Below are 21,024 nucleotides of genomic sequence, written 5' to 3' on the forward strand. Positions count from 1 at the left end.
GTTTACTCTATTTTTTCATTAACTGTTGCAACCGATAACGAAATCGTAGCCAAAATAGAAATCCGGCCGTAAACAGCCCCGCAGGAAATGCGACCCACACGCCTACGACACCTCCGCCCCATGTAAACCCACACAAATAGCCCACAGGTAAAGCAACTATAAAATACGAGAAAAAGGCAATCCACATCATGGGCTTGACATCGGTCGTTCCTCGCAAAGCATTGGCAAAAGTAATCTGCAAAGCATCTCCGAACTGATAAACAATCAGCGAAAATATCAACGAAGAAACAACTATCATAACTTCATGGTCTTCTGTAAAGCTATATATAATGGGAGTCCTCACCAAATAGAAGAATAGACTGGCAACAATGGCAAGCGATAAAATAATTCCCATTCCCGAATTTACAGCTCTACGCAAATTGGGGAAATCCTTCTGCCCCATAAAATGGCTGACCCGCACAGCCAAAGCAGCACCCATACCATAATATACCATAAACCCGATAGTACTGACCGAAATCATTATTTGATGGGCCGCCAACGGAATGCTGCCCAGCCACCCTACCATAATAGCACTCAACGAAAAGGCCGCAGTTTCCATACCCATTTGCAAAGCGATAGGCCACCCCAAAGCATTGAGTTGTATAAAATCATTACGATTGAATCGAGAGCGTAAAATCGCCTCCCTATATACTTTATACCGTCGCGCAACAGCAACGACCCCGATAAAGACCAACAGCATAACAATACGCGAGACCAATGTACTCACACCCGCCCCGAACAAGCCCCATTCGGGGAATCCGAAACTTCCGTAAATCAACAAATAATTCCCGAAAATATTCAATGCGTTTCCACCCAATAAAATCCACATCGGTGTACGAGTATCGGTCAACCCTTCCGCAAACTGCCGGAAGCCGTTAAACAGCATGATAAACAATAAAGAAATCAGTTGCAAAACAAAATACGGACGTATGTGAGGCAACAATTCCTCTGGCTGTCCCAACTTATCGACAAAGCAATAGACCGTATACATTACAGCAGTCAACAATACTGCAACCGATGCATTAGCAGCCAAAGCATTACGAAATACTCGTCCTATCCCTTGTGTGTTTCCCCCACCCTGCAACATACCGATTAGAGGAGTCAATCCATAAGAAAAACCGGTCGCAAAGATGATTGCCAGATTGAATACATTATTCACGAACGCAGCCGCAGCCAACTCCTCCGTACTATGATGCCCGATCATTATCGTATCGGCCAAACCCAATATAATCATACCCAACTGTCCTACGACAATCGGTAAACCTAGTCTTAGCAAAGAACTAACCTGCTGTTTATAAGGGAGTAATTGCATTGAGCTCATATCATACAATCTTACAAAAATTAAATGAAGTGCAAAGATAATGCAAGGCAAGAGAAAGACAAAGTGAACTTGTTTACTTTTCTTTCTCTTGCCTTGCATTGCCAATCTTGGACTTTTGTCAATCGCTCATGTAAATCGAATACAGAAACAACTTCTATTCATTTCTCAGAATGAAAATCGGTATCTATCCGACAAATAGATAGATACCGATTGATAGAAAGTTGTCATAACTGGATTATGCTTAACTGACTTGAATACCGACTTTCCGGTTCAAAGTCCCCTACAAACTCACTTTATAACAATGATCATTTATATATACAAGGTAAAATCCGTGTATCGGTAAATCCAGTTCATGTTTGCCTATTGTAATTTGTCTACTAAGTATCAACTTACCCTCGATAGTATATATTCGGACAAGAGCATCTCGGGCAACCCCTACATATAAGATTCCGTTATGAGCATAAACTTTATCAGAGTCTATACCATCAACATTTTCGATGGAGGAAGAGAGTCGTACGATTTGAGGTTCTGAATACTCCGAATATACGTTGGGTCCCCAAATTCCTTCTTCATCTAACGAATAGGACCAAGAAGCTACAGAATAAAGATATTCATCGCTTTCAGAACCCGTAAGGTCGGTAAAGGTGTACGAGGTGTTATCGATACCTTCCACTTCGAACGATGCCAATGCAGAAGTATAACTCTCTCCGGCTCTTAGAATTTGCTTTACGAAAATATCATCGATAAACATTTTATCCGTTCCCGAGAAAGTAACGGTAAAATGAGTTTGAGCCGACCCATTAGTAAAATCTACGGAAAAAGAATGCTCTCCCACGGTTTTCATCAGATACTCGCGATGTTCTTTTTCACCTTCACAATAACTATCCACATAGACAGTATCGCCAGCATGAATCGCATACACATTCAGTTGCACCGTGTATTTGCCATCGTTACGAGACAAATCAAATTCGGGAGACGTGATTTTTCCTTCCTCAAAATCACGGTAGTAATTATCGATACCTATCATTCCTTTAACCGTACAACCCATATTGACACCCCAACCGGGCACTTTGCTATATTTATTAAGGTCATAATCATAAAAGTAACCGGGCCATTCAAATGTTCCCTCCGTGATCGTTTCTAAATCCTCGTGCACCAGCGTGTATTCTTCATCGGATCGGGCTGTATGTTTCAAAAAGTGGCGCACGGCATATCCCATTGCACGCTCAACAGGATACCATCGAGCAGTATATCCTGTATCGGTTATATCGGTCGGATCGGCTAATTCGGGCACTGGCATAGTACGAATGGGGACATACACTTGTACCTCGTTCGATTCAACAGAAGTGTATTTGTCATTCTTGGCTTTTACCGTGAAGAAATAAGTTTTTCCTTTTTCCATACCGGTAACTTGACATTCACATTCCGTCGTTTCGATATTCTCTGCAATATATACACGGTGTGTTTTCTCTTCATCGGCATAATAATAAGCAGACGTAAGATAAGAGGTTGCCGACCACACGGCATCCCATCGAGCGGTAAAATGCTCGAATGTTACATCTTTGGGTGAGATCGCGTGGGGTGAGCAAATATCGTACACGTCTTGTATGATTTCAATATCGTCTATCAGCCACGAATCGTTGTATGCCCCGATTTGTACATAGGCCAAGCGACTCCCCATACCGAAATTGTGCTGAAAAGGGACTTCGATCGTTTGCCATTGGTCGGTGATGGTGCATTTCTCACTCGTATAGTAGTTGTTACTGTATTGATCTTGCAAATAAAGGATAAGCGAGTCCTTCGTTTGGGCAATCGAACGTGCTCGGAATCGCAGTATGAAGTTACCATCGTCCAAACGCACATCGGTATACGGCGTTTGAATCCACCCCTGTGTCTCCCCATATGTATAGTCATCATAAGAGAGTACAGCGCAAACTCCTCCGGCTTGATGAATACCTCGTCCTTTCCACTGTATGCCGTGCGTGAACTCCATAGGAATCATTGCATTTCCTGTCGAAAGTTCACTCTCGGCAGGCGTGGATTCGGTTCCTTCGGTAAAAGCCGAAAAATCTTCCGATAAAATAGCGAGTTGTTCGCCACGAGCAGCATAAGCCGAAACAATGTTGACACCTAAGAAGATAGTCAAACAGATTGATGTAATTTTTTTCATAAGCAATAATATGATTTTATAATTAGGAAGTGTTCTCTATAATAATGAAGAAATAAGTTTTAAACAAAAGTAACGCCGATAATTCTTTATTAAAAATAATCGACGTTACAATTAAGCCATTATATTGTATTGATAATCAGACATTTTCAAATAGAATATTACAAACAATATTTGTTAAACACTAACTATCAACAATTTACACATCAAATAGTTCCTACCGATATTTTTACATTAATTTACTTTTAATCCGACTTTTCTGAGTACGGATAGCATTTAGACTTACTCCTTTGCAAACAGCACATTCTTTGGTATTAAGTCCGCACTTGACCAAACAACATAAAACCGCCTCATCTTGCGTTAATTTAGTATGTTTTTTCAAAGCATCGATATATTCATTAAAAGCTTTGTGTATAGACTGCGAGACCATCTGTCGTTCATCAATACTCAATACCGATTCCGATTTCGCCTCGATCATCGATTTCATATTTTTGTATGCTTTGGTTCGCATGAAAGATAAAGCACATACATCACCCTTTTTATCGATGAGTGATTGTAGTTCTTTTCGCTCGTTATCGACCTGCCGGGCGACGACATTCGATTCGCCCATATTCCCCTTTATATTACCCTCATCGCACTCGTGAGCTGTTTCTATCTTTTGACGCAACGCCTCCACCTGAGCTTTCCACGCTTTATCTCTTGACCTTCTTTTTTGAATATACAGAAATAAGATAAGCAAAGCTCCAATAATAACTACGGCAATCCAACGATAATATCGAGTTTTCTCGGTATAAAGAATCTGCTCCAAATCATATTGATATTCTGTCTCTCCCATTGACTCGGTACGATTAATTTTTTCAATAGAATCATTAGCAAGATTCAATAAATTTACACATTCTTCATAGAGCGCACCGTTTTTTGTTTCGAGAGCAACTTCGCAAAGCTGCTTATAGCTATTGGCCCTTGTATAAATATTGGGGCTTAAACTTCCTTGCCGGCTATAATGATATGCAGAATCATACTGTCCAGATAATAAAAACATCTTACCTATGGCAGAATACGTTCGATATATCAAAGTACTATCCTTAGACAGAGAAATAGCTCTATACGCGTGCTTTGTAGCCTGTTCGAGATCTTTGAGTTCTCCGTAAACGACCGACAGATTGTTATGAGCGGCTGTCATTTCCAAAGTGTCCGAAGCAGCTTCCGATAACGACAAAGCTTCTTTAATGTATCCGAGTGCACTGTCGGGACTGTTCTTATACAGATAATCTTTCCCTACTTCCCGTAAAGCTCGAGCCGTATATTTCGTCGAATCGTTCGCCATACATTCTTTCAAGGCGATAGTGTGCTCTTCTAACGCTCTATTGTACAGATGATGCGTACGCAGTAAGTTTCCGAGACGCAAATGCAACGCAACCGATAGATCCGAATTCGGGCTAGTAAGGCTCAATGCCCGACGATATAAATATGCAGCCGAATCGGGTTGAAAAGATTCTATTTCAATCCCATATTCATATAAGCGTGTTGCCTTTTCTTGATATCGGTCACTATGGCAAGCAAAAAAACAAAGCAAAATGACAATATAACATATACGGGAATTCATGAGTGCAACTGCTTGGTATAAGTAACAACAACGAAAATCTTAGCAAAGATAATTTTATCAGCCGGGAAAATTATAAAATGTGAATAAAAAACAGCAAAAAAGTACAATTTATACAAATAGGTAAAAAGGTGACAATAAATGCCCCAGCAAACCTAAGGTACAAATCAACTATACCCGAACTCTCCTCGACATACGAAAACCACCATCTATTCAGCCGGATAAAATAACAAAAAAGAGAGAGCCCGATTTTTACACGATAAGCTCTCTCCTTCAATTTCTATTTCATCGACTCTTTCAGAACAATTTCTCTGGGTATTCACCGGCAGCAATCAACGCATGAATTTTGTCGACAACCGACTGCCTGTCGGCAGCATAAGTTACCCCGAACCATTTCGACGGAGTATCGAGAACCGTTACAGAGGCCTTGCCAGTTTGAATCAAATCATTTACCAACAAAGGTATAAAATACTCAGCTTTAATATTATCTGCATTCTCTTTCAAGAACTTAACGAAATACTCTTCGGAATATTTGAAATAATCGGGTGTGAATCCCCACATATTCATCGAAACAGGAGCATTGTCATCGATAGCAGTCCAAGTATCCCCTTCTTTAAACATCACCTTGCCGTCGCGACGTTCTATCTGAGTACGTTCTACAACAGATGTAAGATGTTTCTCGGCATTGGTCTCGCACACGCCACGAGCAACAGAACCGCTCTCAGACAGCGTATTTCCCACGCGATAACCCACCATACAATACTCATTTTTCTTTCCTTCCAGACCTTTCAAATAATCGGCCAAAATAGCAAAACTTTCGCGACCGTAGAAATCATCGGCATTAATAACGGCAAATGGCTCTTTAATTACATCTTTACCCATCAACACGGCATGATTAGTTCCCCACGGTTTAGTACGTCCCTCGGGACACGTGAAGCCCTCCGGCAAATCGTCGATAGACTGGAATACCAATTCACAAGGAATATGACCTTCATATTTAGAAAGAATCTTATCCCTGAAATCTTGCTCGAAATCCTTACGAATTACGAAAACGACTTTACCGAATCCTCCGCGTAAAGCATCGAAAATCGAATAGTCCATAATCGTTTCACCGTTAGGACCAAGACCGTCGAGCTGTTTCAGTCCTCCATAACGACTACCCATACCGGCAGCCAATACAAAAAGAGTTGGTTTCATAGCAGTTACTTATTTTTAGTTTTCCATGAATTGCAAAAGTAATTATTTTTTATGATAAAAATCAGCAATACACCTTCAACTTTCACCCAAGTGTTCCTAAAACAAATATTATCTACCTGTTAAACCCCAACGCTCAATAGAGAGAGTCCATTTTGTTCACGAGAATAATGTTAAAAATGGGACGATAGGTCGAAAAAAAATCCTTTTTACTTTCTGATTTGAAAAAAAACATCTTTATTTGCAACGAATAATAATTATCGAATCACTCTAAATAAAGATTGCCTATCGACAAAACATTACGCTTGAATCAAAAAAAAGAGAGGTAGTAATGAACGATTTATTCGATCGCACCGACGAAGAACTGGTTGCGTTGTATGCCGAAGGTAATAATGGAGCTTTTGATGTTTTGCTTAAACGACATCAGGTCCGTACTTTCAACTACATTTATTATATTGTAAAAGACAAAGAATTGGCGAACGACATCTTTCAGGAAACTTTCGTCAAAGCTATTATGACTATCAAACAAGGACGCTATACCGAAAACGGCAAGTTCCCTGCATGGATTTCCCGAATCGCCCATAATCTCATTATCGATTTTTTCCGACAGGAAAAAGCCGATAATTATGTTATCACCGATAATGAAAACATGGATATCTTTAATCGCAAAGAATTGAGCGAAGGAACCGTCGAAGATACAATTGTACAAAACCAGATCGAAGCCGATGTTCGCAAACTTATCAAGGCCCTTCCACACAGCCAGAGGGAAGTACTTGTCATGCGTTATTACAAAAACATGAGCTTCAAAGAAATTGCAGACCATACCAAAGTCAGTATTAACACAGCCTTAGGGCGGATGCGCTATGCCATTCTCAACCTGAGAAAAATGGCCGAGGAAAACAACATCGTACTGACATTATAAAAAAACAAGCAGGTACAGATAATAATTACAAGGCTACCGACGTTTATAATACATAAACATCAATTTTTATTAGCCTATGAAAAAAATCTCTACCTCTAAAAACACAACGAGAGTACAAAACGCAAAAGTATTACAACCAACGGCCTCGACAATCGATTTTATTAGGCAATTTGCCAGAGTATATTCATTCGATTCCCGATTGCCGGCCTCGTTAGGAGGATTGGTAAATAACTAAAAAGAAAAGGGGAGCAGATAATCTGCTCCCCTTTTCTTTTCTACTCTATTAACCTCAGTAAGAAAACTTTCCCGTAACCACTCCTTTTTTCTCCTCTTTTCTTTCTTTATATAATACTATAATTTTTTATAAAAAAAGAATGTAAGTTTTCTTTTTTATCTTATAATATTAGTATATTAGCACTGCGATTTTCTTTATTTCTCATTACTCATAAAGCCCTAAACAACTGAATATCATGTAACAAAAACCATATTTAACACGATTATTGTCTCCATACTATTTTTCAGACAAGCTATACATTTTATTTTAATTTAAAGTTGAATGACATTAGTTACTCAAGAAGATAGTGATTTCACAAACATTTTTAGAACTTCTAAAAATGGATTTATCCAGTTTGCATATTCCTATCTTGGGAACATGCAAGACGCAGAAGACGTAGTCATGGAGTCCTATATCCAATATTGGGAGAACAAGGACAAAGCGACATTCCAAACTTCCAATATAAAAGGATACATCTTTACAATTATAAGAAACCGATGTATCGATATTCTGGAAGAGAGAAAATATTTATTACAAAAAAACGACGAGCTCTATAAACACATAATAGGTGAAATAGAACTCAATATATCCTCATTGAAAGGATGCGATCCCTCCGAACTATTCACCAGCGAAATAGAAAATATAGTAAACGATACTATCAAAACACTCCCTAATCGCACCCGTGAAATTTTTTACGAAAGATACCTCGAACAAAAATCCTACAAAACCATTGCCGAAAACTTCGGGATTTCGGTAAAAGGCGTAGAATTCCATGTCACAAAAAGCCTGAATGTCCTAAGAAAAAAATTAAAAGACTATTTATAAAAATTCCGAGCCACGCTGTAACGAAATCCGACTAAAATACCACGAAAACCAACCAACAAACTATAAAAACACAAATCCACACTTCATTTTTCTCAAAAAAATTTTATTTTATTACTAGGGATATACCCTGTTTTTCGGTTTATATAATGTATGGAAAAGAAAACATTATATAGATATTTCGGAAATTGCGCAACCGAAGAGGAGCGCATTCAAGTTTTGGAGTGGACAAAAGCCTCTCCCGAAAACCTCAAAGAGTTCTGTCGTGAACGCAACATATACAATGCCATTTTATTATCGACCGACAATATACAGCGTACCAAATACGACTTCCGCCGCCACTACCGTGCACAACTTCTACGTATCGCCGCCGTTGTCATACTATTGTTGTCGGTAGCATTCGGCAGTTTCTATCTCACGATGGGCGATCGCATCGTTCCCCTCTATTCATTGACCGTACCCGCCGGTAACAGCAATACCCTGCTCCTGCCCGACGGTACGAAAGTATGGCTCAATGCAGGTTCCACGATAAAATACCCCTCGTCGTTCTTGGGAATGCAACGCAATATAGAAATAGAAGGCGAAGCCTATCTCGAAGTCGCCCACAACCGTTGGAAACCATTTATCGTAAATACGCCTAACGGAAAAGTTAAAGTATTGGGAACCAAATTCTACGTAACTTCCACACTCAAAGAAAAAGACTTCATGGTCTCGCTCATCGAGGGTTCTGTAAAAATATCGTCGGGCGAAAAAAGCGCGATGCTCAAACCCGGATACCGGGCACAATTCAAAGACGGCGAGTTCAAGCAATCGGTAATCCGCACCTTCGAAACCGAGTTGTGGAAAGACGGCATCTACTACTTCAAGGACAAATCGTTCGACGAATTGATGGAAGGATTTGAAAAATGTTTCGGTGTAAAAATCAGTATCGACAAAGACATCAAAAGCACCGAGCACTACACCGGTAAGTTCTATCGCTACAATGGCATTCAACATGCGTTGCAAGCTCTTCAACACGATTTCAACTTCGATTTCAAATGGGATAAAGAACTCAATACAATACAAATCACTTCTAAACACAAATAATATCCAAAAGCCTATGAATACATAAAAGCACACCATCTCTTATCTATCATTTTAAAATCAACAATTTATTTATTTCAGTTACAAAACTTTTGAATACCACAAAACACACGTATGTATAGAAAAAGTTTAAAAGCAATTATTGCAGTTTTAGCACTGGCTTACGCATTCGAAGCAAGTGCCGATGCGTATTCACGCATATCCCTATCCGAGGCAAATACTCCGATAGACGAAGTTTTGAAAAAAATCGAGAAAGAAGCTCAGTGTCTGTTTGTTATCAACACCCAAGTGGACACGAAACGCAAAGTAAACCTTAACGTTCAAAATAAGACGGTCAGCGAAATACTCGATATCATGTTCAAAGGGACCGACGTTTCTTACTCGATACAGAACCCCAACATCATGTTGTCGAAAAAAGCCGCATCTGCGCAAGGAAATGTCGCCAGCGCAAGTGCCACGGCTCAAAGTGCCAACACGAAAATTATAACCGGTAACGTTACCGATGCCTCCGGCGAAACACTCATCGGCCTCACCGTAAAGGTTGCGGGAACCAGTGTAGCGACGGCAACCGATATCGATGGTAACTACTCTATCAAAGTGCCAGCAGGAAGCAACGAATTGGAATTTTCCTACATCGGTTACCAAACTATCAAACGCCCCATCAACGGACAAAATAAAATCAATGTAGTGATGCAAGACAACACGAAGTTGCTCGACGAAGTCGTAGTCACGGCTATGGGTATCGCTCGTAAAGAAGAAACCCTTTCCTACTCGACGCAAACCGTCGGAGGCGACGAGCTCACTCGTGCAAAAGAAGCCAACCTCATCAACTCGTTGCAAGGGAAAAGTGCAGGTTTGGTCATCACGCCTAACTCCGGCGGAGCCGGTGGAGCCTCCAAAATCCTTCTACGGGGTAATGCGTCTATGCTGGGTAACAACTCGCCGCTCATCGTAATCGACGGTGTGCCCATGCAAAACAGCGTGGCCGGACAAATGGACATGGACGGCGGCGGTGCTACAATGATGGTCGACGGTTCGAAAGAAAGTAGCGATGCCCTTTCCCAACTCAACCCCGACGACATCGAATCGATTACCGTGCTGAAAGGAGCAAACTCCGCAGCCCTTTACGGTAGTGCCGCCTCTAACGGTGTACTTATGATTACCACCAAAAAAGGTAAGGAAGGACAAATCCGTATCGATGTATCGAGCAGTACGACATTCGAAACTCCTCTGAAACTCCCCAAGTTACAAAACAGATATGGAGCACAAATGTCCGGGTCGGTCGAAAACGGATTCACCATGAACTCTAATAGCTGGGGACAACGCATGAACACTCTCGGTGACGAATATTACGACACCGCAAACTCCCCCTATCACCTCACCCGCAATGCTTACGACATCAACGATTTCTACCGGGTAGGAACCAACTTCAACAACTCCATCGCATTGAGCGGGGGTACAAAAGTGGCACAAACCTATTTCTCTTACGGAAATACCACAGCCAACGGTATCGTCGAAACCAATAAATTCGAACGGCACAACATCTCGTTGAGGCAAAACTTCTCCTTCTTCAAGGACAAACTGAAAATCGATATTTCGGCGAATTACATCAATCAAAAAACCAAAAACCGTCCCACCGGTGGTACGTTCTTCAACCCCATCTATCAAGTATATACATCACCGCGTAACATCGATATGAATTGGTATCGCAAAAACTATTACGACACCAGTGCAACATGGCAGTCCAATCCATATAGCTACATCGCTTCCGAAATCGGAGCAGACGGGTTACCCATATCGGTGATACAATCGGGCAAGACATCTACCCTTTCCGATGCCAACTATGGCAAACAAGTTTGGTTCACCGATGCCATCAACCTCAATAACCCGTGGTGGTTGCTCAACCGTATGACCAGCGAAGAAGTGATTAACCGCACATTCGGTAGTATCGCTGCCAACTGGCAAATCATCGACGGCCTCAATTTGCAAGCTCGTATCAAATACGACTACAACGAACGCAACGACGAAAACCGACAATACGCCACCACATGGGGTAATGCCGAAATGATCGACCGGGGTCGTCTTATTCTCGACCATACCAAGTCGCAAGACTTCTACGGCGACTTCATGTTAAGCTACAACAAAACATTCAAAGATTTCACCATCGGGGTCAATGCCGGCGGTAGCATGATGAACTCTTCCTACGATCAATGGATGATTACTCCTATTGCCAAATCAGGAGCACCCTATACCGAAGACCTCTCGTGCAACCAATTCGTTCTTTCCGATATTTATCTCAACAGTAGCGAGAACTACGGGGGACTTACTACCAAAAACTGGGAACGAGCTATTTTCGCTACGGCACAAGTTACTTGGCAAGACAAAGTAACGGTCGAGGGTAGTTACCGAGACGACTGGTATCGAGCCTTTACACAGTTCAAAGATATGGATCCCCACTTTGCCTACTATTCGGCAGGTGCATCCGCTCAAATGAACAAGATACTTGTTTTGCCCGAACAAATCAACGAATTAAAACTACGGGCTTCGTACTCCGAGGTGGGTAACTCTATTCCTAATAACCTATTCCTCGCATCGGCAAAACGTAATCCGGCGACAGGAGCCTACATCAGCAGTGCGATCATTAACTTCAAAAATCCCAAACCCGAAACCACACAATCGTTCGAAGCTGGTTTCGACATCAGTTTGCTCGATCGCTCCATCTCGTTGCAAGCCACCTACTACAACGCCATCATGAAAAACCAATTCATGAAATACGAAGGTGCTGCCGGCAAAGAAATATATATCAACGGTGGTAAGGTACGGAATCAAGGTATCGAGTTAACCGCATCCTATATCTTCGCTCCCAACAACAATTTCAGTTGGATTACCAACTTCAATTACGCCTACAACGACAACAAAATCCTCACGGTGGCCCGTAAGCAAAACGGACAAAAATATATCCACGAAATCGATATGGGTAACCTCAGCGGTCTGAAAATCAAATTCGAAGAAGGCGGTTCTTATGGCGACCTCTATGCCGTCGACTTTATGAGAGACGAAATAACCGGAGAAATCGTTGTCGACCCTCAAACGGGAGCTCCATTCAAACTCAATGGACAAGCCAACGAATACCTCGGCAACATGAATGCCAAGCACACCCTCGGTTGGTCCAACACCTTCAATTACAAAGACTTCTCCTTCTATTTCCTTATCGATGGAAAAATTGGCGGTAAAGTCATCTCCTTCACCGAGGCATACCTTGACTATTTCGGCACATCGCAACGTACGGCCGATGCACGGGATTATGCACTTAACAACAACCTCTATTGGACCTCCGAGGACGGTGTTGTCACCAAGCCCGGCATGTATATCCCGGGAACAAACCAAGTCGTTCCGGTCGACCAATATTATCAGACCATCGGCGGTGGATCACCCGTAGGACGCAACTACGTATATGATGCTACGAACTTCCGTCTTCGTGAGATTTCATTGGCATATACGTTCCGCAATCTCTTCGGACAAAGCAAGAACCTCACGGTATCGGCCAATGCCCGTAACTTGTTCTTCTTGTACATCGATGCACCCATCGACCCCGATACTTCGTTGAGTACACAAAATGCTCTGGGTAACGTAGATATTTTCAGTATGCCTACTACCCGTTCTTTCGGTATTTCACTTAAAGCATCATTCTAACGAAACATAACATCATGAAAAAAACAGTATATTTATCAGCATTCGTTTTTGCCGCGGCAATCTCCTTAATCGGTTGCGGCGACCCTCTGCTCGACGATCTGAACTCCAACATCGAAGTCGGTTCGGGCGACCTCTCTATTGCCGAGAACTATGAACAGGCAGCCGGCATGTTCCTGACGGCACAGCAAAAAATGCACGATGTCGGAGCATCGAACGGTGCACACGTCTATCAAGTACAATTCAACATTCACATCGACAATTATTCGGGATACATGGCCGGAACACAAAATTTTAGCGGGAACCTGCCCTCTACCTACCGGTATTTTGCGCAATACTGCGATGGTCCCAAAGCCAGTTTTTTCAACGTAGCACAAGCAGCCTTACCTGTAATGCGCTCGGCTGCCGACCTCAATCTGCGAGAAATCGGAGCCATGTGCAACATCATGTATTGTTTCTCTGCATTGGAACTTTCCGATGTGTACGGACCTTTCCCGTGGACCGATTATAAAAACGATGTACAGGAACCTCCCGTAACCTACGAACCGATGGATCAAATTTACGACTCCCTGTTCGTCAATCTCAAAGATGCGGGGAAAATATTGAAAGAGTTTACCTCTACTTCCGAAGAACATCAAGATACCATTAATCAGATTCTGGCTCAATACGACAAAATCTGCGGCGATGTAAAAACATGGGAACAATTCTCCAATTCCATTCGTCTGCGCATGGCCATGCGTATGTCCAACGTCAATCCCGATAGAGCTAAAACCGAAGCGCAATCGGCTATCGACGACGGACTTATCGAAAAAAGCATCGAGTACAACACGATGGTTAATAACGGAACCAATCACCCGTTGGCATTTATCTCCATTCTTTGGAACGACACACGTATAAACGCTTCGCTCGAAAACATCATGAAACGACTCAAAGTACCTTTCATGGATAAAATTTTTGAAAAAAATAGCGATGCCATACGAGACGAAAACGGAGAAACGACGTGGCAAGCACAACAAGACATTGTGGGAGTCCGCACGGGAATCCAACTCACACCTCGGGACGATAATAACCAATACACCAAATTTTCAGGTGTCACAAGTGCTTTCGCAAATTTCCCGCTCGCCATTTTCAAACTCTCCGAGCGTTACTTTCTGCAAGCCGAGGCAGCCCTTCGATGGAATATCGGCGGATCGGTCAATACAAACTATCTGAGAGGTGTTGCTGCCATGTTCGACGATTACGACATCGCACAAACCGAACCCGACTTCCAAACCTATTGGAATCAAGAATCGGCAGATACTTCTATCGACTACGTGGATCCGCACAACTCACGCAACAACACCAAAGGTCTGGTTACCGTAGGAGTAAAAATCAACAACAGCGACGACAATAAAGTAAAGCTCGAAAAAATCATCACCCAAAAATGGCTCGCTCAGTTCCCTATGGGACTTGAAGCATGGAACGACTTGCGCCGTACCGGTTATCCTCGCATATTCCCCGTCAACGATATCGGAGACGGCTCGTTGGGAAAAGGTCGTATGATTCGCCGTATTCCGTGGAACATGACCGATGCGGCAGCCGCCCAAGATGTCAATACGTCGGGGATCCAAGCCCTCGGAGGAAGTAACCTGATGCGTACTACCCTTTGGTGGGACGTAGAAGACCCTGCCGGATTGGGCGACAATCGTCGTTGGGAAACCGAAGTTTCTAACTAAAAATTTAATCGGAGAGAGCGTATAGAAACGTACACTCTCTCCCCTAAAATAAAAAACAACTTTTTTGAGATCCTATTATTAACTTAAAAACAAAAAACATGAAAACACCGAAATTAGTATTATCGGTATTGGCTTGTTCGGTAGTTGTGGGAAACTATGCACAAAACATTCCTACCCACGCTCCCTATGTAGAACTCTTACCGACCAAAGAAATTTCTATCGCCGGAGGTGATAAAAAAACAGTCTATCTCGATTTTTATGACTATTTTGAATCTTGGGAACCGGGAGTCCCCCTTTCCGAAGACGAGAACTTCTACATCGCCCGTGTCCCCATGAAAAAACGTTTCGTGAACACGGCAACACAGGTAGATCCCACCATGACGCAAGACCGCAAATTCAGTATGTGGACGCCGATGGGTATATCCGACACTTACTGGCAATCGCTACCGCGATATGTATTCGACGGCGATAATTTCAGTATGTGGTCCTACGTGGATTCGCAAGGCGGCTGGTCTCTCCCGTGGGTACGTGTACCGGGTGCATACAGCGACGTTACTCACCGTAACGGTGTAGCCAATAGCGGCGGTCTCATCTTCTTCGACTCTTGGGGAGGCGATAACACCAGCCCAACAGCTAATGTAAATATGCTGGTGAAAAAAGAAGGCGGAAAATTCAAATACGTAGAAAAATTCGTAAAATTCCTTCGCTATTATGGTCTCGATGGTGTCGGTATCAACCCCGAAGGTCCGGTTCCCCAAGCCTCTGCTTTGCAAGACTTCTTCTCCCAATGTCGGGAATATGCAGAATCGATCGGTTGGCAATTCCACGTATATTGGTATGGAGTAGGTTCTAACGGAGGATCTATGGATTTAGGTTCCTCTTTCGGTAGTAGCAAACAAGATTGGTTGTGGAAAAACAACAAACAAGTAGTCGACATGTATATGCTCAACTACGATTGGGGATATTCTGCAAGCAGTTCGGCTAGCTACGCCGAACAAATCGGAGCCAATCCCTACACCCTTTATGCCGGTTACGACATTCAAGGAAACTGGTTGGCAAGAGGTCCGTGGTCTACGTTGAAAAACACCAAAATGTCTATCGCATTTTGGGGAAACCACACCACCAATATGATTTACCAGAACTCTTCCGAATTCGGTTCGGGTGACGAAGCTGTACAAGCCTGTTACCTCGAAAAGCAAGAGCAAGTATTCTCCGGCGGTAACCGAAACCCGGCAAAACGCCCGGCTATTAAAGACGGAATTTCCAGTTCCAGCGAAGCGGCTATGAACAACTTTCACGGTATAGCAGAATACCTGCCCGCCCGAAGCGTACTGCAAGAGTTGCCTTTCGTAACCCGTTTCGGACTCGGTAATGGAAAAACCTTCCGTAACGAAGGAAAAGTAACCTTCGGGAACAAATGGTTCAACGTAGGTGTACAGGACTACCTGCCCACATGGCGCTGGTGGATTACAGACGACAGCAATAACGTACCCGAAGACGGTATCGAATGCGGATTCACTTACGAAGATGCTTGGTATGCCGGTTCGGCCCTACACATGAGCGGAGCTACGAAAGTATCTAACGTTCGTCTCTTCAAGACCAAATTTGACGTTTCTGAAACCGACGACGTATCGATGACTTTCAAATTAAATAGCGGCGAAGATACGCACATGAAACTCTTCTGGTCGTTCGTAGGATCGGAATCTACATTGCACTCTTGCGACATTACCGGAGCCAAAGAAGGACAATGGACGACCTTCTCCAAGAAAGCCTCTGAAATCGGTATGAACGGAAATGTAGCCCTCATCGGTCTCAAATTCGAAAATACCCCGACAAACTACGATGTATTCATCGGCGAAATGGCTATTGTTCCGGCAAAGACTTTTGCACCGATCAAACCGGTTATCACTACCGAAGAAAGCAAAATCTTGAAAAAACGTACTTATAACTCGATTGATTTCAAATTTAGCTGGGATTGCGAATCCTCCAAAAACGATTCCGATCCCTCCATACCCGTTTATAACGAAGATGTAGATACTTGGTACTTCGAAGTTTACGTACAAGCAAAAGACGGAGAGCCCGTTCTTTGCGGAACGACTTCTTCTTGGGCACACTACGTAGTAGGCGCTCCAGTATCGGCCAACAATGAAATCTCGGATTACCGAATCGGTGTTTGTGCCGTAGCTCCCGACGGAAAAACGAAGAGCGAAACGACATGGACCAGTTATCTGACTACCGACCTCACACTCGTCGACGGTATCGAATGTAACAAAGCGGTAATCAAAGCCGGCGAGGAATTTACCCTCTCGTTGATCGACCCCAACCAAGAAGAACCTTTCTCTTGGGAAATCTTTAACGCAACCACCGGCGGTAATGCCGTATTCACCCAAGATGGCGGTCGTTCGATAACCACTTCACTGTCAGAGGAAGGTTATTACGATGTAAAACTCACCAAAGGAGATTTGAGTGTACTCTCTTATCGCGGCTATGTACAAATTTCTCCCGAAAGCACAGGTGCAATTCCTTCGATTACCGATTTCACAGCATCCGACACCAACGTAACCCTCGAAGACGGTACTGCCGAAGTAACACTCAGCTACACCGGCAAAAAGAACGAAGGTACGGTTTCTCGTGGTTTGCAGGTAGACGACCCCTATATGTTCCGTATTCCATCGGATTTCTTGCCGATGAATCAAAATCAATATTCAATCTGTCTTTGGATAAAACCCGAAAAATTCACGTTCGCTAAATTCGGTATGGGATTGATCGAGCAACGCAATATGGATATCCACTGGCCCGATAATAATTGGGGAGCCCTTTGGGTAGACGTATGGCCTGAGACATTCAACAACGGAGGACAACGCATTTTGGATAACAATATCATTTCTTATACTATGTGGGGAAATGAATCGCAATACTATTTCAACGGAAACAACAACAAACACGAAATTCCCAACTTGGCTTGTTGTACAGACGGTAACCGTACCGGAACCGAATCTTATAGTTTATCCGAAGGTCAATGGGCACACGTCCTCATTTCATTCGACGGCAGCAAACAAAGAATCTATTTCAATGGTAAGAAAGTAGGAGAAGGTAATGCTTCAAAATACAATTACAACGATAATAACGGTGGAACTGGAAACGTTAAAGCTGCAAACATCTACATCGGTGGTTCTCGCGTTTACTATGCCGGATTTTCCGGTGTCATCGACGATGTACAAGTTTGGCACAAGGCATTGAGCGATACCGAAGTAATAGAAGCCATGAAAGGTTACGACGGTAAAGAAATCCCCTCTGACCTGAAAGGTTACTGGACGTTCGAATCGGACAACTACAACGAAGGCGAAAAAGTGTTTGAAAACAAAGGTACTTTGGTTACCGACAACAAGGCTGCCTATATCGAAGTGAAAGGTGCAGGCGGTGAAAACACCTCTGCAAACGAAGAACACATATTACCGGCCAATATCGCTATTCAAGGTAACCCGGCCATGTCGGGTACATTGCCCATCACTACGACATCGACATTCGCCGTTACCGACGCCGAAGTTCAAAACACCGGAGACAACGCATCGGTTACATTCAACAAAGACGGTAAATATAACGTCACCTTGACGCTTGCCAACGGATGGGGCTCGGATACGAAGACGAAAGAAGAGTATATCGTAGTTCTCCCCTCTTCGGGTATCGATGGCAACTTGGTAGATAACCTCACGGTATACCCCAACCCCTTCATCGAAAATGTCAACCTGCAATTCGCAGCCGACGGTAACTACGTTATCGACATCTTCGACGCACAAGGTCGTCAGGTAACTACCAAAAAGCACCAAGCTATGGCCGGCGAAATCTGCACGCTCACGGTAAATGCTGCCAAAGGCATGTACTATGTAGTCGTGTCGAAAGACGGCAAACGCGTGAAATCTTTCAAAGTGGTAGCCGAATAATATAAGGCCATTCAAACCCTCCGCACAAGTCCTTGTGCGGAGGGTTATTAAATCAATCAGAATATTATTTAGTATCATCTTATGAAAAAAAATTATCTTTTTACATTAGCGGCTCTCTTGTTAGGGAGTACCATAGCAAACGCTCAAAATCCTCTTGACGGGTATGAAGCGCCGTCGTTTACAGCTCCGGGAAACTGTGGAAAAGTCATTTCACTCAGCACCTCCGGTGCATTGGAAAACTACACCGACCTCAAAGATCTTACAACAGGAAAAATCGAACAGGAACTTTTCGTCGCTCCGGGAGCCAAAGTAGAATTTTCCATTAAAATAACCACGTATTGGGGACGTTTTGCAATCTTCACCGATGCCAATTCATCAAAAGAAATAACCCGGCTTTTGCAATGTGGAGTTCCGGGACCAAGCAATCCTTATAATGACGAGACAAACGGAGTACTTGTACACGCAGAAGACAATCCGAATCCTACTCCCGATGGTACTCTTCCCAGTATTACCATACCCCAAGATGCCGCAGAAGGAACTGTCTATCTGTTCCGTATGATATTTACGAGTATGGACGATATCAATACATATGCTCCCTCTTTCAAAGAAGGGATATATCACGATATAAAAATAACCGTAAAAAACAATATCCAACGATATACGATAAACATCGCTACCCCTGAAAACGGAACATTAACGATTAAAAACGGCGAGACTCCGATCGAATCGGGAGCCCAAGTACCCGAAGGTACTGTTCTTTCTGTCGCAGCTGCGCCCTCGACTGGTTATGAACTGGTATCGATAAAAAACAATGACGAAATATATGCAAGCGAAACCTTCGTAGCTAGCGCCGATGCCAATTTTGCCGCACAATTCAAGAAGCTCGCCAGTACCGGCGATGCCATGCTGATGTCGGCTCCCGGATACGGTGAGGCAGGAGACTGTCAGTTACGGTTCAGCGATACTGTTTTAGGCTCTCATAACACCGACAAAAATCAAGTGGAGAGCGACCAACGGTCTCATAATTACACCTTCTCGGCTTGGATTTCTACTATGGGCTACAACGGAGTCCTCATGGGGCATGTTCAAAACAGTATCACTTGGGCTGTCGAAGGTTCCTACGGCGTGGGAGTAAAAGACGGTAAACTCGCCGTTTGGTATCGCAAATGGGACGGAAACTCGACTGGTTGTCCGGGTGTTCCCACTCCGGCCGTATCTGAGAACACGACACTCTATCCGGGCGAATTTGCATTTATTTCGCTGGTAACCAGCAATGACGGAAGAACGTTCAAAGTATATAAAAACGGAGAAGAGGCTATCTCGCAAGAAGTAGAAGACGGAGGCTTGGCGTTGCTTTACGATGCCTGCGACTTCGCCATCGGGGACTCCAAATACAACCAAATGCCTTGTAAAGTAGAGGAAGTACAATTATGGAACAAAACCCTCACCCCCGAGGAAATAGAAGCCTCGATGTTCGGACCCAAAGCCGATGCCGAAGGACTGGTCGCCCACTACCTACCCGAGTCCGCCGATGCCACAACGGTTGAAAATCTCGCCGGCGACATCGACGCTTATTATCGTAAAAATGGAACCGTTACCAGTGGTAACTTCCCAATGGCAGATGCTTTGCAAAAAACCAATGGGCGCTCTACGGTAGAAGTGACTTATAACACCCCGGTCGAGGAAGAAGCTGCTTATGAACTTCGTCGTTTCGATGTTGCTATCGGTGAATCTCCCGCCCCGGTAAAAACATACAGTAACCTCTATGCTGTTAACCTCGGTGAAAAATATAAATTTGCTTCGGTTTCAGTAAACGATATCCCCCTCGAAAACATAAACGACCCGATTAAAGTTACCGACCAAAATTTAACGGTAAATGCGACTTTCGAACTCGCTACGGGCGTTGAAGACGTAACGGCCGAGGCTACTGCTTACTACAACGACAAGGTGCTCTATATGCCGCAAGGCGCAACGGCTGTTATCTATAATTTATTGGGAACAGCAGTTGCCGAAGCGACCGAAATGACAACCAATCTCGAAAATCTTCCTGCTGGCATTTATTTGGCTAAGGTTTCGATGAGCGAAAACACAACAATCATTCGCTTCAAAAAATAATTAGGTTTTCATGGCCACACCCCGTACCCGCCTGCCTCGTGTGAGTGCGGGGTGTTTTCAAAAAATACCACGGTTCGCCCCGATTTCGTCGGGATTTAATACACCCTACCGGTCTATATCGCAATTCGGCCGAACCAT

11 protein-coding genes are annotated in these 21,024 nt (G+C 43.4%); 7 read left to right on the top strand and 4 right to left on the bottom strand.

The features are described from left to right. Window positions 1–7: 7 nt before the first annotated feature. The 4 genes from HMPREF9448_RS01730 to HMPREF9448_RS01745 form a co-directional block, all read right to left on the bottom strand. Window positions 8–1,360, bottom strand: a complete 1,353-nt coding sequence (locus HMPREF9448_RS01730) for an MATE family efflux transporter (RefSeq protein ID WP_008860855.1) — start codon at window positions 1,358–1,360, stop codon at window positions 8–10. 280 nt (window positions 1,361–1,640) lie between these two features. Beyond that, window positions 1,641–3,530 carry a fibronectin type III domain-containing protein gene (locus tag HMPREF9448_RS01735; RefSeq protein ID WP_008860856.1) on the bottom strand — a complete coding sequence of 630 codons (1,890 nt, stop codon included), beginning with the start codon at window positions 3,528–3,530 and terminating at the stop codon, window positions 1,641–1,643. A 226-nt stretch (window positions 3,531–3,756) separates the two neighbouring features. Next, window positions 3,757–5,133: a tetratricopeptide repeat protein gene (locus HMPREF9448_RS01740; protein WP_008860857.1), complete on the bottom strand. Its 1,377-nt coding sequence runs from the start codon at window positions 5,131–5,133 to the stop codon at window positions 3,757–3,759. Window positions 5,134–5,427: 294 nt separating this feature from the next. Continuing rightward, complete coding sequence (locus HMPREF9448_RS01745) at window positions 5,428–6,327, bottom strand: glycosyltransferase family protein (RefSeq protein WP_008860858.1); 900 nt, start codon at window positions 6,325–6,327, stop codon at window positions 5,428–5,430. Between the two features lie 328 nt (window positions 6,328–6,655). On the opposite strand from HMPREF9448_RS01745, the gene HMPREF9448_RS01750 reads away from it, so the two are divergent. From HMPREF9448_RS01750 to HMPREF9448_RS01780, 7 genes are all read left to right on the top strand, one after another. After that, a complete protein-coding gene (locus tag HMPREF9448_RS01750) occupies window positions 6,656–7,246 on the top strand; it encodes an RNA polymerase sigma factor (protein ID WP_008860859.1) in 591 nt (196 codons plus the stop codon). A 556-nt stretch (window positions 7,247–7,802) separates the two neighbouring features. Beyond that, window positions 7,803–8,345, top strand: coding sequence for an RNA polymerase sigma-70 factor (locus HMPREF9448_RS01755; RefSeq protein ID WP_008860860.1), 543 nt, complete (start codon window positions 7,803–7,805; stop codon window positions 8,343–8,345). Window positions 8,346–8,495: 150 nt separating this feature from the next. Beyond that, window positions 8,496–9,428: a FecR family protein gene (locus tag HMPREF9448_RS01760; protein WP_008860861.1), complete on the top strand. Its 933-nt coding sequence runs from the start codon at window positions 8,496–8,498 to the stop codon at window positions 9,426–9,428. 111 nt (window positions 9,429–9,539) lie between these two features. After that, the gene (locus HMPREF9448_RS01765) at window positions 9,540–13,118 is read left to right on the top strand and encodes a SusC/RagA family TonB-linked outer membrane protein (RefSeq protein WP_008860862.1); all 3,579 of its coding nucleotides are present in this window, start codon (window positions 9,540–9,542) and stop codon (window positions 13,116–13,118) included. A gap of 14 nt (window positions 13,119–13,132) precedes the next feature. Continuing rightward, window positions 13,133–14,830 (top strand): SusD/RagB family nutrient-binding outer membrane lipoprotein, encoded by a 1,698-nt coding sequence (locus tag HMPREF9448_RS01770; protein WP_008860863.1) that lies wholly within the window; start codon window positions 13,133–13,135, stop codon window positions 14,828–14,830. Window positions 14,831–14,928: 98 nt separating this feature from the next. Beyond that, window positions 14,929–18,771 (top strand): endo-beta-N-acetylglucosaminidase, encoded by a 3,843-nt coding sequence (locus HMPREF9448_RS01775; RefSeq protein ID WP_008860864.1) that lies wholly within the window; start codon window positions 14,929–14,931, stop codon window positions 18,769–18,771. An 81-nt stretch (window positions 18,772–18,852) separates the two neighbouring features. Next, window positions 18,853–20,886, top strand: a complete 2,034-nt coding sequence (locus tag HMPREF9448_RS01780; protein ID WP_008860865.1) for a LamG-like jellyroll fold domain-containing protein — start codon at window positions 18,853–18,855, stop codon at window positions 20,884–20,886. The last annotated feature ends 138 nt before the right edge of the window (window positions 20,887–21,024 follow it).

Origin of the sequence: Barnesiella intestinihominis YIT 11860 (assembly GCF_000296465.1) — a bacterium.
GTDB lineage: Bacteria > Bacteroidota > Bacteroidia > Bacteroidales > Barnesiellaceae > Barnesiella > Barnesiella intestinihominis.

Coding starts and splice junctions, on each gene's coding strand:
- HMPREF9448_RS01735 (WP_008860856.1), bottom strand. CDS start 3,530: ATGAAAAAAATTACATCAATCTGTTTGACTATCTTCTTAGGTGTCAAC.
- HMPREF9448_RS01775 (WP_008860864.1), top strand. CDS start 14,929: ATGAAAACACCGAAATTAGTATTATCGGTATTGGCTTGTTCGGTAGTT.
- HMPREF9448_RS01770 (WP_008860863.1), top strand. CDS start 13,133: ATGAAAAAAACAGTATATTTATCAGCATTCGTTTTTGCCGCGGCAATC.
- HMPREF9448_RS01755 (WP_008860860.1), top strand. CDS start 7,803: ATGACATTAGTTACTCAAGAAGATAGTGATTTCACAAACATTTTTAGA.
- HMPREF9448_RS01745 (WP_008860858.1), bottom strand. CDS start 6,327: ATGAAACCAACTCTTTTTGTATTGGCTGCCGGTATGGGTAGTCGTTAT.
- HMPREF9448_RS01740 (WP_008860857.1), bottom strand. CDS start 5,133: ATGAATTCCCGTATATGTTATATTGTCATTTTGCTTTGTTTTTTTGCT.
- HMPREF9448_RS01780 (WP_008860865.1), top strand. CDS start 18,853: ATGAAAAAAAATTATCTTTTTACATTAGCGGCTCTCTTGTTAGGGAGT.
- HMPREF9448_RS01730 (WP_008860855.1), bottom strand. CDS start 1,360: ATGAGCTCAATGCAATTACTCCCTTATAAACAGCAGGTTAGTTCTTTG.
- HMPREF9448_RS01750 (WP_008860859.1), top strand. CDS start 6,656: ATGAACGATTTATTCGATCGCACCGACGAAGAACTGGTTGCGTTGTAT.
- HMPREF9448_RS01760 (WP_008860861.1), top strand. CDS start 8,496: ATGGAAAAGAAAACATTATATAGATATTTCGGAAATTGCGCAACCGAA.
- HMPREF9448_RS01765 (WP_008860862.1), top strand. CDS start 9,540: ATGTATAGAAAAAGTTTAAAAGCAATTATTGCAGTTTTAGCACTGGCT.